Origin of the sequence: Mammaliicoccus lentus (assembly GCF_002902755.1) — a bacterium.
Taxonomy (GTDB): domain Bacteria; phylum Bacillota; class Bacilli; order Staphylococcales; family Staphylococcaceae; genus Mammaliicoccus; species Mammaliicoccus lentus.
Window position 1 is genome coordinate 39,257 of sequence record NZ_PPRS01000073.1, and the last position, 13,874, is coordinate 53,130.

Genomic DNA, 13,874 nt, shown 5'->3' on the forward strand with positions numbered 1-13,874 from the left:
AAAAGCTTGATTTAAATGCATTTTCAATCCACTTAACTCCTACTATTATAACGAATTAGGCTTAGGCAATTAAATTTGTCTAAGCCTATTTTCTTTTTGCTCTAAAATAGTGAATAAAACCACAAGAAATAAAAATATAAATTGTGACAAAGCGTTGACCGTCTTGAGATAATAGGCTAAAATTAAATTGTCCTAGTTATAAAAGAACGATTAATAGAGGGGGGAATCTAAATGAGCCAACGTGTCACACGACGCCAATTTTTAAACTATTCATTAATGGGTGTTGGGTCATTTATGGCTGCTGGTATGATTTTACCTATGGGTAGATTTGCGCTTGATCCTGTTTTTAAAGCAGAGGGCAAAGGCGATATGATCGCTACAGGCGTAAAAGAGTCTGAACTTGGTAAAGAGCCAATTAAAGTTGACTTTAAATTTGAGCAAGAAGATGCTTGGTACACGAGTGAAGTTACCGAATTCGCTTGGGTATACAAGGATGGTAAAGACATTGTCGCATTATCACCAGTCTGTAAACATTTAGGATGTACAGTTCAGTGGAATGGTGACAATTCAAATCCAAATCAATTTTTCTGTCCATGTCATAACGGACGTTATGAGAAAAATGGTAAGAATGTACCTGGAACGCCGCCATTAGCACCATTAGATCAATATGAAGTAAAAGTGAAAGATGGCATTATTCAAATCGGTAATAAACATGAGAACGAATTAGCTAAATAAGGAGGGATTAACAATGATAGATAAAATCTATGATTGGGTCGATGACAGACTTGATATTACACCAATTTGGCGAGATATTGCTGATCATGAAGTGCCAGAGCATGTTAACCCTGCTTATCACTTTTCAGCTTTCGTATATTGTTTTGGTGGATTAACGTTTTTCATTACAGTTATCCAAGTTTTATCAGGTATGTTTTTAACTATGTATTACGTACCAGATATCGTAAACGCTTGGAAATCAGTTTACTATTTACAACACGATGTTGCTGCAGGTGTTATCGTTCGTGGTATGCACCATTGGGGGGCTAGTCTAGTAGTAGTAATGATGTTTTTACATACACTTCGTGTATTCTTTACAGGCTCATATAAACAGCCTAGAGAATTAAACTGGGTTGTAGGTGTCTTAATATTCTTTGTAATGCTTGGTTTAAGTTTTACTGGTTATTTATTACCATGGGATATGAAAGCACTATTCGCAACTAAAGTTGGTTTACAAATTGCAGAATCCGTCCCTATTATAGGGCCTTGGGTTAAAACATTACTGGCAGGGGATGCAGAAATAGTTGGTGCACAAACTCTGACTCGTTTCTTTGCGATTCATGTATTCTTCCTTCCTGCTGCACTATTCGCGTTACTGGCAGCACACTTTATAATGATCAGAAAACAAGGTATTTCAGGTCCACTATAAAATTAACGTGAATAAATGAAAAAGGAGGTCATGCGACATGCATCGCGGTAAAGGGATGAAGTTTGTTGGTGACTCAAGAATTAAGTCATACGACAAACCAAAGTTAAATAGAGATTATTCAGAATTTCCAGGTCGTACTGAAAGTTTCTGGCCTGACTTTCTACTTAAAGAATGGATGACTGGAGCAGTTTTCTTAATTGCTTATTTATGTTTAACAGTTGCACATCCATCGCCACTTGAACGTGTGGCGGATCCATCTGATACTGGTTATACACCATTACCAGACTGGTATTTCTTATTCTTATATCAAATACTTAAATATTCATTTGCATCTGGTCCATATAATACTTTTGGTGCTATCGTCTTACCAGGTATCGCATTTGGTGCATTACTATTAGCACCATGGTTAGATAGAGGCCCTGAACGTAAATGGACAAAGAGACCATTTGCATCTGGATTTATGTTATTAGCAGTTGCTATTTTGTTCTACACTACTTGGGAATCTAGTTATTACCATGACTGGAAACAACAAGCTAAGCAAGGTCAAATTGTATTCTCAAACTTAGATAAATCTGACCCTGTATATACGGACATCATCAAGTCAAACTGTACAAGTTGTCATGGTGGTGAGTTGACCGGTGGGCAAGGTCCAAACCTAGTTGAATCTAAACTACCTGAAGAGGGCGTAAAAGGTTTCGTCGAAAAAGGGGCTGGTAAAATGCCTAGCTTTAAAGATACCCTTTCTAAAGAAGAAATAGATAAAGTTTCAAAATATGTTGCAGATTTACATGAAACAGACTCTAACGGTAAAGAATTGAAAAAATAATAATTTAAAGGGATAGGGACAAAAATCTTATTTTACTAAAAAGATTTCTTAGTCCCACCCCGGCAAGTATGACTCTAATTGAAATAAAGCTTGATAAAAGCGCATTTTCAGACCAGTCAGCTACTGCCAATATAATAAATCAGGCTGAGACATTATAATGTCCCAGCCTCTTTTTTCAAAGGAGAATTTAAATGGCATTTTGGAAATACGTAATGGGCCAAAAACCAATGCTTGCCACATTTTTTATAGCCAATCTACTAGGCACTGTTTACGGATACATATGGTATGGTGGTCAACTTGCTGAGACAAAATGGTACTTTTTGCCATTTGTACCAGACAGCCCAACAGCAACATTCTTCCTAATAATAGCTATAGCAGCCATATATTTTAGTCGTCATTTAGGACTTTTTGAATGTTTAGCATTTATTACTTTAATTAAATACGGAGCATGGGCAGTACTTATGAATTTATTTGTGATGATACATTATGAGCAACTTGTTCCAATGGCGCTCATGTTAATGGTTTCTCATGGCATTATGGTTGTACAAGCATTTATGTTCTATCCATTATTTGAAATCAAAACATGGCATATTGTCGTTACAATGATATGGGTTTTCCATAATGATGTGATAGATTATGTATATCATCAATATCCAGTTTATAGTATGTTGAGCCAATACGAGGCACACATAGGATATTTAGCTTTCTGGTTAAGTATTATTCCATTCTTACTATTAATATATTTACAAAAAACATTTAAATTAGGGTCAAAACATTTGACGTGAAGGTCTTCACTCCGTAATATATAATTTAAGAGGGATAAAAAGGAGGAAGTTATTTGTTTTCATTTATTATATATTTCATAATCATTATGATTGTCCCTATGTACTTCCAATATAAAGTAAAATCAACTTACAACAAATATTCTAGAGTACGCTCAACTAGTGGCAAGACGGGAAGAGAAGTTGCTGAAGAAATTTTAGCAGCAAATGGTATTCATGATGTACAAGTATTGCAAGGTGAAGGGTTCTTATCAGATCACTTTGATCCGGTTAAGAAGAGAGTAGTATTATCACCTGATAACTTTAACAAGCCTACTGTAGCTGGTACAGCAATCGCTGCCCACGAAGTAGGACACGCAATCCAACATGCACATGGATATGCATTCTTAAAATTTAGAACAGCATTATTACCACTTGCAAACCTTGGAAGTTCATTATCGTATATCATTATTTTAGCAGGTATTGTATTAACGGCATTAAGCAATACATTTGGTACAACTCTATTATGGGTAGGTATCGTATTCATGTCATTCGCTGTACTATTTACAATTATTACATTACCAGTTGAATTTGATGCGAGTAAACGAGCAATGCGACAAATTGAGAAATTAAATATGGTCAATCAACAAGAATACAAACATGCTAAGAAAGTATTATCAGCAGCAGCTATGACATATGTAGCAGCAACTGCAGTAGCAGTAGCAGAACTTGCTAGATTTATACTAATAGCACGTAGTGGTGACTAATTAACAAAAAGCTGAGACATTATGATGTCTTAGCTTTTTTTATATGGAAATTACATTAAAATATAACTACCGTGGATTAACGGGTATTTAATATCATAATGTATTGCACACTAAAAAGTTTATTTTTGGTTCAACTTTTGGGGTGCACTTCATAATTGGATTATTGCCTTAGTTAATCCAACAAAAGTACAATTCGTGAATTTACGACATTCTTAATCCAATAACAGAACCCAACCGCAATTTAATTCATCCACGATCCAAATCACTTCTCAATCTAAGTTTTTCTATACCTTTATACGGTGCTATTTTGCGGTAAACTCTACTATGCCAAGTTTATTACATTGTCATTATGTATATAAATCCTTTATAATTTTATTAAGTGGGCTCAAAATAACAAAATATAAATATTAGGGGGAAGTACAATGGATATGCATGAAATGCAAAAGGAAGTAGATGCATATATTTCTCAGTTTAAGACTGGTTATTTTTCTCCATTAGCAAATTTAGCTCGTTTGACTGAAGAAGTGGGTGAACTTGCTAGAGAAATTAATCATTCTCATGGTGAGAAAAAGAAAAAATCTACTGAAGAAGATAATACAATAGAAGCAGAATTAGGAGATAATTTATTTGTTTTAATTTGTCTTGCTAACTCTCTAGATATAGATTTAAATCAAAGTTTTGAAAATACAATGCAAAAATTTAATACGAGAGATAAAGATCGTTTTGAACGCATAGATGAAAATAGTAAGGAGGATTAACATGAAAATAGGGATAACTTGCTATCCTTCTATGGGTGGTTCTGGCATAGTAGCCACAGAATTAGGGTTAGAAATGGCTAAAAGAGGACACGAAATACATTTTATCACTTCTAATATGCCCTTTAGGATGAAAGAACCTGTGCCAAACGTGACTTTTCACCAAGTTGATGTTAATCAGTATTCAGTATTTCAATATCCTCCATATGACATAACATTAAGCGCTAAAATTGCAGACGTTATCAATGATTATGATTTAGACATTTTACATATGCATTACGCTGTACCACACGCTATATGTGGAATATTAGCAAGACAAATTTCTGGTAAAGATGTTAAGATTATGACGACATTACATGGTACTGATATAACTGTATTAGGATATGACACTTCTTTACAAAGCGCGATCCGATTTGGCATTGAGAAAAGTGATGTCGTTACAAGTGTTAGTAACAGCTTGAAAAAGGAAACTTATGAAATTATACAACCAGATAAAGAAATCAAAACAATTTATAATTTCGTTCAAGAAGACAGTTTCCCCCAAGTTTACAATAAAGAATTAAAATCTAAATATGGCATTAAAGAAGATGAAAAAGTGATTACATTCGTATCAAACTTTAGAAAAGTAAAACGAGTGCATGATGTCGTAGAAACATTTTCTAAAATAAATAAAGAAATTAAATCAAAGTTACTTTTAATCGGTGACGGTCCGGAACTTCAGGATGCTAAAGAGCAAATAAAATCATTGGGCATAGAAGATAATGTACTGTTTTTAGGTAAACAAGATAAAGTGAACACATTCTATCAAATGTCTGATATTACACTTCTATTAAGTGAAAAAGAAAGTTTTGGTCTCGTACTACTAGAAGCTATGCTTACTGGTGTTTTACCTATAGGGACAAATGCTGGCGGTATAAAAGAAGTAATCAAAGATGGTATTACAGGATATACTGTAGACGTTGGTGATACTGACTTAGCAAGTAAACGAGCGATTGATTTATTAACTGATAGCGAATTGTATAACAAAATGCAACAAGCTATGATACAAGATGTTAAAGAGCGATTTTCATCTAAAGTTATCGCTGATCAATATGAAAATTGTTATATTAACATGTTAGGAGATTAATATGAATGACACAAAAATTTTCGAACAGTCTAAATGGATAATCGAACAACTTGAGAATTATGGCCATAAAGCTTTTTTTGTTGGAGGATCTGTACGTGATTTTTTAATGAATAAAGCAATTTCAGATGTTGATATAACGACGAGTGCCTTACCAGATGAAGTAGAGTCTATTTTTGACAAAACACTACCAATCGGTAAAGAACATGGAACGATTATGGTTATAAGTAATGAACAACAATTTGAAGTTACAACTTTTAGAAAAGATGGAGATTATGTAGATCATCGTAGACCGACATCAGTTCAATTTGTAACGGATTTATACGAAGATGTTGCTAGACGTGATTTTACAATGAATGCTTTAGCCATGGATAAAAATTATGGTATACATGATTATTTTAACGGCAAAGAAGATATCGAAAATCACATTATTAAAGCTGTAGGTACACCATTAGATAGAATGAATGAAGATGCATTACGCATAATGAGAGGTATTCGTTTTCAAGCACAAACTGGTTTTGATATTGAAATAGACACTCAAAATGCTATGAAAGACACTGTTCATTTATTAAGTAACATTTCAATAGAACGCATAATAGTAGAGTTAAAAAAGCTTATCTCTGGCAGTTATATAAAAGAATCAAAGAGAACAATTGATTCTTTATCAATTTTTCAACATATACCATTTTTTGAACAAATTAAGAATGATGAAATTTTTATGCCTACTGACGCAGACTTTGACTTATGGATTGGAGCCTTATGCTTCATTTATAAAGTCGACACAACTTCACTAAATACACTCAAAATTAGTAATTTAGAACGAAAACAAATCATAGCTTATGTAGAGTTACTTAAATCATTTTCCAAAAAGAATATTAGCAAACAACAATTAACTTTAATCGTTTATAAATATGGAGATGTTCAAGTCAAAAATATTTTAAATCTTATTAAAGAATATCATGAAATTTTAAATATTGAATATCAACCAGTTATTATGAATAACATATTAATAGATGAAATATATGGTAAACTACCTATATACAATAAATCGGAATTAAATATTAATGGCCAAATATTAATGACCGAATTTAATAAAACTGGTGGACCGTGGATTAAACATGCTTTAAACCAGCTGGAAGAGGCTGTGGTATTAAATAAAGTGAACAATAAACGGTATGAATTAATAGAATGGATGAGAGAACATGTCGAAATATAAGCATGAAATAATTCGTTATTTATACAAACAAAATGAATATTTATCTGGTCAACATATAGCTGAAGCTTTAGACTGTTCAAGAGTAACGGTAAAAAAAGTGATGGATCAATTACGTAATGACGGATATGAAATTGAATCTATATCTAATAAAGGTTATAAGCTCAATCAACTTCCTGATAACTGGCAAGAAGATATTGTTAATATAGATATTCAAAATAACAAAATATTAAATAAAGCATATGTAGAACCACAAGTTGATTCTACTCAAATCTTAGCTAAGTCGATACTCAATAAAGATGATGGTTCTTTCATAGTATTGAGCGATGAGCAGACGAAAGGAAGAGGTCGTTTCAATCGACCATGGTCATCATTAAAAGGCAAAGGATTATGGATGTCAGTCGTATTACGACCAGACATACCAATTCAAAAAATGTCGACATTTAATTTATTTATTAGTCTAGCAATTCAAGAAGTTATCGAAGAGCATTACCAGTTGCCAAGTAAAATCAAATGGCCGAATGATATATATATCAATGAAAAAAAAGCATGTGGATTTTTAACAGAAATGATAGCTGATACTGATGGCGTAAATGCAATTATATGTGGAATAGGTTTAAATTTAAATCAAACCGAAGAAGATTTTAAAAAAGCAAAGCAGGATCGTGCAACAAGTTTACATATTGAAAAAGAAAGTCATATTGAGCCATATCAATTTTTAGAGAACTTATTACTTTCCATCGAAGATAAATATGAACAATTTTTAAATGGGGAATTTACCGATATAAAAGAGGTATATAAAAGTAAAAGTATGATTTGGAATCGTGAGCTGACATATACTGAAGGCAAGAAAAGAATAAAAGGGCGAGCAATTGATATTCAAGATAATGGCTTTTTAACAGTGATATCTCAAGATGGTGAACTTTATCAATTTATGAGTGCAGATATCGAAATATAGGAGAGATAATATGGCACAAAGATACGCGGTTGTAGATTTAGAAACAACTGGTAATCAAATACAATATGACGAGATTATACAAATTGGTATAACTTTTGTAGAAGGTTTCAAAGTCGTGGATACATATCATACATATGTAAAAACAGATTTAGAAATCCCATCTTTTATACAAGCTTTAACAAACATAACAGAACAAGACTTATTTGAAGCACCTTATTTTGAAGAAGTTAGCAAATCCCTTTACGCACAGCTAAAAGATTGTGTATTTGTTGCGCATAATGTTTTATTTGATTTAAATTTCTTAAAATCTCACTTTGAAAAACATCAAATTGAATTTGAACCAAAATTAGCGATAGACACGATGGAGTTATTTAAAATTGCTTTCCCACAAGAAGAAAGTTATCAATTAAGTGAATTAAGCCAATCTTTAGAAGTAGATTTAAATCAAGCACATAGTGCAGATGAAGATGCGAAAGCAACAGCCTTATTATTTATTAAAGCTATTAAAAAAATAGAATCATTACCGATAGACACAATTAAACAATTATATTATTTATCGAAATCTTTAAAATATAACTTAAGTGACGTGCTTTTCGAAATCGTAAGAACTTCTCAAGGTAAAGAAGAATCACTGCATAATATTAAAAAATATCAAAATATATATTATTTAAAGCAAAAACCTATAAAGAAATCTAGTAGTAAAGATACGATTTCTATTGATGAAGCGTATGAAAGAATTTTAGAAAAGTTCGGATTTGATTATCGTAAAGAACAATATCAACTTGTTCAACAGTTATTTGATTCGTTACTGCATAATGAAAATGCGTTGATTGAAGCGCCTCTAGGTAGTGGCAAATCTATGAGTTTCGTTCTTGCATCTTTATTATATTATTTAGAAACTGGCGAACATATTCTCGTTTCGACACATACTAAATTATTACAAAATCAACTATTAGAACAAGAATTTAACAAAGTATTAGATGTGCTCAATCTTGATTTGAAAGCTATGATTATTAAAAGTAAAGATCATTATATATCTTTAGGTTTAATTTTGAATATTTTACAAGATGACACTGACAATTATGAAGCTACAATTCTTAAAATGCAGCTTTTAGTATGGATACTTGAAACTGAAACTGGAGACATCGAACAATTGCACTTAAAAGGTGGACAAAAAGTATTTTTCGAACAAAAAAGAACTACTTATGTACCTTTTAAAAATGATATACATTACTATCAATTTGTTAAGGAAAGTGCGAATCATGTAGAAATAGGGATAACTAATCATGCACACTTACTTCAACATAGTACAGAAGACACTGTATACCTATTATTTAAACACATAATTGTAGATGAAGCGCACAGAATACAAGACTACGCTTTAAATCAAGTAACTGATGTATTAAGCTATCAACACATTAAATATCACCTTGGTTTATTAGGTAAAAATGAACAAGAGAAATTATTTAAGAGGTTGGATAAGTTAGAAAACAGAAGAGTTATAGAACAATATCCAATTGAACCGATTGATATTTATCAACTAAAACGAGATATAGATTTATTGCATGAACAAAATGAAAATTTATTTGATAATTTAATGGATCAAATTAACGAAAAACATCATAATCAGCAACAATATGACAATCAAATCCATTACTTTTATGATTTAGAAATTGATGAGATTTCCGAAATTTTCAAGAAGCAAATTAGTACAATAAATCAAATATTATCAAGATTCAAATCTTATACACATGCTCATATAAAAGCATTTAGAAAAGAGCTTATTTATATTTATCATCAATATACTAAAATTTATAATATGATAAAAGCAGGGCAAGTGCCGTTTGTTTCTATAAAAAAATTATCCCAGAAATCAACACTTTCTTTATTTGTAAAAAAAGAAGAAGTGAAAGATTTATTAAATGAAGTATTCATAGAACAGTTTAATAGTAATATATTTATTTCAGGGACTTTAACAGTTAATGAATCATTTAACTCGTTTAAATCAATGTTTCCAGATGATATAGCATTTAAAAGCTATTTCCTAAATGATATATACGATTTAAAAAATCAAGCATCATGTTTCGTTCCAGAAAACATGCCACAATATCAATACCAAGACCAAGATGAATACATTGAAACAATCGTGCATTATTTATCAGCTTTTGTAACTGAAACCAATCAAAAATGTTTAGTTTTATTTACCAATTATTCAATGTTATATCAAGCTTATCGATATATGGAAGAACTAGAAATGTTTAGTGATTATGTCATTTTAATGCAGCAACAACATTCGCACGTCTATAAATTAGTACAACAATTTAATCAGTTTGATAAAACGATATTGTTAGGTACTTTGTCATTCTTTGAAGGCTTCGATTATCAATCTGCCGGAATAAAATGTGTCATGATGACAAAATTACCGTTTATACATCAAGACGACCCAAGATATCATCTGATGAAAGATGAATTTGAAAATCCTTTTAAAGATTTTGTTTTGCCTGATGCAGTAACAAAATTCAGACAAGGTATTGGCAGATTAATTCGTAACAAACATGATCAAGGCTTACTTGTGTGCTTTGACAGAAGAATTTTAGATAGTACTTATAGTAAATTTTTCATTAATGCTTTAGGAGAAATACCTGTTATAGAAGGCGACATAGATAAATTTACAGATAAGCTAAGAAAATATTCAAACAGATAGCAGTTCCATGTATTATTTGATAAAATAACAATAGGTAATTTATTTGAATAGGAGAAATAATAATGAACATAACGATTAAACAAGCTAAAGATTATGTCAATCAAGAAGTGACAATCGGTGCTTGGATTGCTAACAAGCGATCAAGTGGTAAAATAGCGTTTTTACAATTAAGAGACGGGACAGGCTTTATGCAAGGTGTTGTAGTTAAAGCTGAAGTTTCGGAAGAAGTATTCCAAACTGCAAAATCTATAAACCAAGAGTCATCTGTATATATCACAGGAACAATTACAGAAGATGACCGTTCTAAATTTGGATATGAAATACAAGTAAGTGATATTGAAGTTATTTCAGAATCACATGATTATCCAATCACACCAAAAAATCATGGTACAGAATTCTTGATGGACCACAGACATTTATGGTTACGTTCTAAACGTCAACATGCTGTTATGAAAATTAGAAACGAAATTATTCGTGCGACATATGAATTCTTTAATGACAATGGATTTACAAAAATAGATCCACCTATATTAACGGGAACTGCACCAGAAGGTACGAGTGAGTTATTCCATACTAAATACTTTGATGAAGATGCATTCTTATCACAAAGTGGCCAGTTATACTTAGAAGCTGCTGCAATGGCGCACGGAAGAGTATTCAGTTTCGGACCAACTTTCAGAGCAGAAAAATCAAAAACTAGACGTCATCTAATTGAATTCTGGATGATTGAAGGCGAAGTGGCTTTCATGAACCACGATCAAAGTTTAGAAGTACAAGAAAACTATGTACATCATATAATTAAATCTGTACTTAAAAACTGTCAATTAGAATTAGAACTATTAGAAAGAGATACTTCTAAATTAGAACAAGTTACAACTCCTTTCCCTCGTATTACTTACGACGAAGCAGTTGAGTTCTTAATTGAGGAAGGCTTTACTGATATTGAATGGGGAGACGACTTTGGAGCGCCACATGAAACGGCTATCGCTAACCACTACGATAAACCAGTATTCATCGTGAACTACCCAACTAAAATTAAACCATTCTATATGGAACCAAATCCAGAAAACCCTGATACAGTATTATGTGCTGACTTAATTGCACCCGAGGGATATGGAGAGATTATTGGTGGTTCAGAAAGAATTAATGATTTAGAATTATTAAATCAACGTATTAAAGAATACGGTCTTGATCCAGAAGCTTACGAATACTACACTGACTTAAGAAAATACGGTAGTGTTCCTCATAGTGGTTTTGGATTAGGCCTTGAAAGAACAGTAGCTTGGTTAAGTGGCGTAGAACATGTAAGAGAAACATCACCATTCCCAAGATTATTAAATCGCTTATATCCATAGGAAGTGGGACAGAAATCTCATTTAAACCCCACCTCGACAGGATAACTAGATTTGAAAAGCTTGATATGAGCGTATTATCAATCCTGTCAGTTATGGCTAATATAATGAATGAGTCTGGGACATTTATTTATGTCTCAGACTCTTCTATTACAAAGTAGGTGAAATAAACATGTACACGAGCCAAATGTTAAAAGAAAAACCGGTTGTAATACAAAGATCTTTATTTAATCATTACGCAGATTTAGGTTTAAATGAAAAACAATTTGTTATTTTAATTAAACTATTGGATAAAGAAAATAACAGTGGTCTACAACCACCTTTAGAAGAAGTTCAACAAGGAACGAGTTTATCTATACAAGAAGTTAGTCACATAGTTAACCAATTATCTTTGCTGAAATGTATAGATATTAAAATCGAAAAAGACGAACAGCATAAATATAATGAGTTTATATCATTCGAACCATTGTATGAACAACTTGCTTTAGTTTTAAACGAAAGTACTCAAGAAAATGAAAATGAAAAATTGAATATTCAATTCAAAAATTTGTTCCAAGAATTTGAATCTACTTTTGGTAGACCTTTAACACCTCTAGAAGTACAAACACTCAATCACTGGATTGATAGTGACAAACATTCTAACGAGCTGATTATGAGCGCTCTAAACGAAGCACACAGTTTAGAAAAATTGAGTTTTAAATATATAGATAGAATTTTATTAAATTGGAAAAAGAAAAATATCACAACAGTTTCTTCTTCTAAACAAGAAAGTGAAAAATTTAATCAAAGTAAAAAAGTAAAACATAATGTTAATTTAATCCCAACTTTTGATTGGGTGAATGGGGAGAATCCTTATGATAAGTAAAAAAAAGCATTAGAAATGGTTGATGTAATTGACGGGATGTTTCCTGATGCTGAATGCGAACTTAGACATGATAATCCTCTCGAACTTACAATTGCAGTATTACTATCTGCCCAATGTACAGACGTCTTAGTCAATAAAGTTACAAAATCTTTATTTGAAAAGTACAAAACACCTGAAGATTATTTAAATGTAAGTTTAGAAGAATTACAAGATGATATTAGATCGATAGGTTTATACCGCAATAAAGCTAAAAACATACAGAAATTATGCCAATCATTATTAGATAACTATGATGGTATCGTTCCACAAACACATAAAGAACTAGAATCATTAGCTGGAGTAGGTAGAAAAACAGCTAACGTAGTCATGAGTGTTGCTTTTGGAGAACCATCACTAGCAGTGGATACACATGTAGAACGTGTTTCAAAACGATTAGGAATATGTAGAATTAAAGATAATGTTCGACAAGTAGAAGATAGACTATGTAGCATTATCCCTAGAGAACGTTGGACGAAAAGTCATCATCAACTTATATTCTTCGGAAGATACCATTGTGTAAGTCGTAAACCAAAATGTGAAGTATGTCCTTTATTAGATGATTGTAGAGAAGGGCAAAAACGATTAAGAGCAGGATTAGTAAAGGTTGATGGCGCATGATAGATAAAAACGACTTTCTAGAACTAGAAGAACAAATAGAACCGTTAGTAAAGCAAAAGCAATTAAAAACTGATATAGCACGTCAACTTCTAGATCAATATTACAAACTAATTATGGACTATTTTAAACAAATCAATGAAATAGAAGAGTTTGATATAGGTAATATAGAACAATATCCAGTAGTACCTATGAACTTTTCAGAAAGATATCAATATATTAATCAGCGAATCTATCACTTTATGGGATATAGACAAATGGTGACACTTAAAGATGAATTGATTAAGATGAATGCGAGATATCAATTGCAACTAAAAAGAAAACGAAACTCACAAAAATAAAAGGTCTTTTCATTAGATAAATTATTCTAATGAAAAGGCTTTTTTATTGGACGAGGAATTTATATTTATGGGGGCTAAAGAGCTTGTTTGAATGGACTTGCACGTTAGCAGGTGATTTTACATTTATTATTG

14 protein-coding genes are annotated in these 13,874 nt (G+C 31.8%); all 14 read left to right on the forward strand.

Annotated features, from left to right (window positions below; all coding sequences use genetic code 11):
• Positions 1–231: 231 nt before the first annotated feature.
• The 14 genes from CD135_RS12585 to CD135_RS12650 all read left to right on the forward strand — a co-directional run bounded on the left by CD135_RS12585 (position 232) and on the right by CD135_RS12650 (position 13,742).
• Positions 232–735: a Rieske (2Fe-2S) protein gene (locus CD135_RS12585; protein WP_016999977.1), complete on the forward strand. Its 504-nt coding sequence runs from the start codon at positions 232–234 to the stop codon at positions 733–735.
• Positions 736–748: 13 nt separating this feature from the next.
• Positions 749–1,423: a menaquinol-cytochrome c reductase cytochrome b subunit gene (gene qcrB / locus CD135_RS12590; RefSeq protein WP_016912349.1), complete on the forward strand. Its 675-nt coding sequence runs from the start codon at positions 749–751 to the stop codon at positions 1,421–1,423.
• 37 nt (positions 1,424–1,460) lie between these two features.
• The gene (locus CD135_RS12595; RefSeq protein WP_064204570.1) at positions 1,461–2,249 is read left to right on the forward strand and encodes a menaquinol-cytochrome c reductase cytochrome b/c subunit; all 789 of its coding nucleotides are present in this window, start codon (positions 1,461–1,463) and stop codon (positions 2,247–2,249) included.
• Between the two features lie 191 nt (positions 2,250–2,440).
• Positions 2,441–3,034 (forward strand): DUF1405 domain-containing protein, encoded by a 594-nt coding sequence (locus CD135_RS12600; protein WP_103269578.1) that lies wholly within the window; start codon positions 2,441–2,443, stop codon positions 3,032–3,034.
• A gap of 53 nt (positions 3,035–3,087) precedes the next feature.
• Positions 3,088–3,777 carry a zinc metallopeptidase gene (locus tag CD135_RS12605; RefSeq protein WP_016999973.1) on the forward strand — a complete coding sequence of 230 codons (690 nt, stop codon included), beginning with the start codon at positions 3,088–3,090 and terminating at the stop codon, positions 3,775–3,777.
• 422 nt (positions 3,778–4,199) lie between these two features.
• Positions 4,200–4,535: a nucleotide pyrophosphohydrolase gene (locus CD135_RS12610; protein ID WP_016999972.1), complete on the forward strand. Its 336-nt coding sequence runs from the start codon at positions 4,200–4,202 to the stop codon at positions 4,533–4,535.
• A gap of 1 nt (position 4,536) precedes the next feature.
• The gene (bshA, locus tag CD135_RS12615) at positions 4,537–5,658 is read left to right on the forward strand and encodes an N-acetyl-alpha-D-glucosaminyl L-malate synthase BshA (protein ID WP_103269579.1); all 1,122 of its coding nucleotides are present in this window, start codon (positions 4,537–4,539) and stop codon (positions 5,656–5,658) included.
• 1 nt (position 5,659) lies between these two features.
• The gene (locus CD135_RS12620; RefSeq protein ID WP_103269580.1) at positions 5,660–6,871 is read left to right on the forward strand and encodes a CCA tRNA nucleotidyltransferase; all 1,212 of its coding nucleotides are present in this window, start codon (positions 5,660–5,662) and stop codon (positions 6,869–6,871) included.
• On the forward strand, positions 6,858–7,826 hold the full coding sequence (locus CD135_RS12625; protein WP_016999969.1) for a biotin--[acetyl-CoA-carboxylase] ligase: 969 nt from the start codon (positions 6,858–6,860) through the stop codon (positions 7,824–7,826). Before CD135_RS12620 ends, CD135_RS12625 begins: the two co-directional genes overlap by 14 nt.
• Before the next feature lie 10 nt (positions 7,827–7,836).
• Positions 7,837–10,530 carry a helicase C-terminal domain-containing protein gene (locus tag CD135_RS12630; protein ID WP_103269581.1) on the forward strand — a complete coding sequence of 898 codons (2,694 nt, stop codon included), beginning with the start codon at positions 7,837–7,839 and terminating at the stop codon, positions 10,528–10,530.
• Positions 10,531–10,592: 62 nt separating this feature from the next.
• A complete protein-coding gene (gene asnS / locus CD135_RS12635) occupies positions 10,593–11,885 on the forward strand; it encodes an asparagine--tRNA ligase (protein WP_016999967.1) in 1,293 nt (430 codons plus the stop codon).
• A 169-nt stretch (positions 11,886–12,054) separates the two neighbouring features.
• Complete coding sequence (locus CD135_RS12640; RefSeq protein ID WP_016999966.1) at positions 12,055–12,747, forward strand: DnaD domain-containing protein; 693 nt, start codon at positions 12,055–12,057, stop codon at positions 12,745–12,747.
• Between the two features lie 15 nt (positions 12,748–12,762).
• The gene (gene nth / locus CD135_RS12645; protein ID WP_103269582.1) at positions 12,763–13,404 is read left to right on the forward strand and encodes an endonuclease III; all 642 of its coding nucleotides are present in this window, start codon (positions 12,763–12,765) and stop codon (positions 13,402–13,404) included.
• Positions 13,401–13,742, forward strand: coding sequence for a YpoC family protein (locus CD135_RS12650; protein ID WP_103269583.1), 342 nt, complete (start codon positions 13,401–13,403; stop codon positions 13,740–13,742). Before nth ends, CD135_RS12650 begins: the two co-directional genes overlap by 4 nt.
• Positions 13,743–13,874: the final 132 nt, after the last annotated feature.

Bases quoted from the DNA above. Each gene is read 5' to 3' on its own strand.
- CD135_RS12585 (WP_016999977.1), top strand. From the start codon at position 232: ATGAGCCAACGTGTCACACGACGCCAATTTTTAAACTATTCATTAATG.
- qcrB (WP_016912349.1), top strand. From the start codon at position 749: ATGATAGATAAAATCTATGATTGGGTCGATGACAGACTTGATATTACA.
- CD135_RS12595 (WP_064204570.1), top strand. From the start codon at position 1,461: ATGCATCGCGGTAAAGGGATGAAGTTTGTTGGTGACTCAAGAATTAAG.
- CD135_RS12600 (WP_103269578.1), top strand. From the start codon at position 2,441: ATGGCATTTTGGAAATACGTAATGGGCCAAAAACCAATGCTTGCCACA.
- CD135_RS12610 (WP_016999972.1), top strand. From the start codon at position 4,200: ATGGATATGCATGAAATGCAAAAGGAAGTAGATGCATATATTTCTCAG.
- bshA (WP_103269579.1), top strand. From the start codon at position 4,537: ATGAAAATAGGGATAACTTGCTATCCTTCTATGGGTGGTTCTGGCATA.
- CD135_RS12620 (WP_103269580.1), top strand. From the start codon at position 5,660: ATGAATGACACAAAAATTTTCGAACAGTCTAAATGGATAATCGAACAA.
- CD135_RS12625 (WP_016999969.1), top strand. From the start codon at position 6,858: ATGTCGAAATATAAGCATGAAATAATTCGTTATTTATACAAACAAAAT.
- CD135_RS12630 (WP_103269581.1), top strand. From the start codon at position 7,837: ATGGCACAAAGATACGCGGTTGTAGATTTAGAAACAACTGGTAATCAA.
- asnS (WP_016999967.1), top strand. From the start codon at position 10,593: ATGAACATAACGATTAAACAAGCTAAAGATTATGTCAATCAAGAAGTG.
- CD135_RS12640 (WP_016999966.1), top strand. From the start codon at position 12,055: ATGTACACGAGCCAAATGTTAAAAGAAAAACCGGTTGTAATACAAAGA.
- nth (WP_103269582.1), top strand. From the start codon at position 12,763: ATGGTTGATGTAATTGACGGGATGTTTCCTGATGCTGAATGCGAACTT.
- CD135_RS12650 (WP_103269583.1), top strand. From the start codon at position 13,401: ATGATAGATAAAAACGACTTTCTAGAACTAGAAGAACAAATAGAACCG.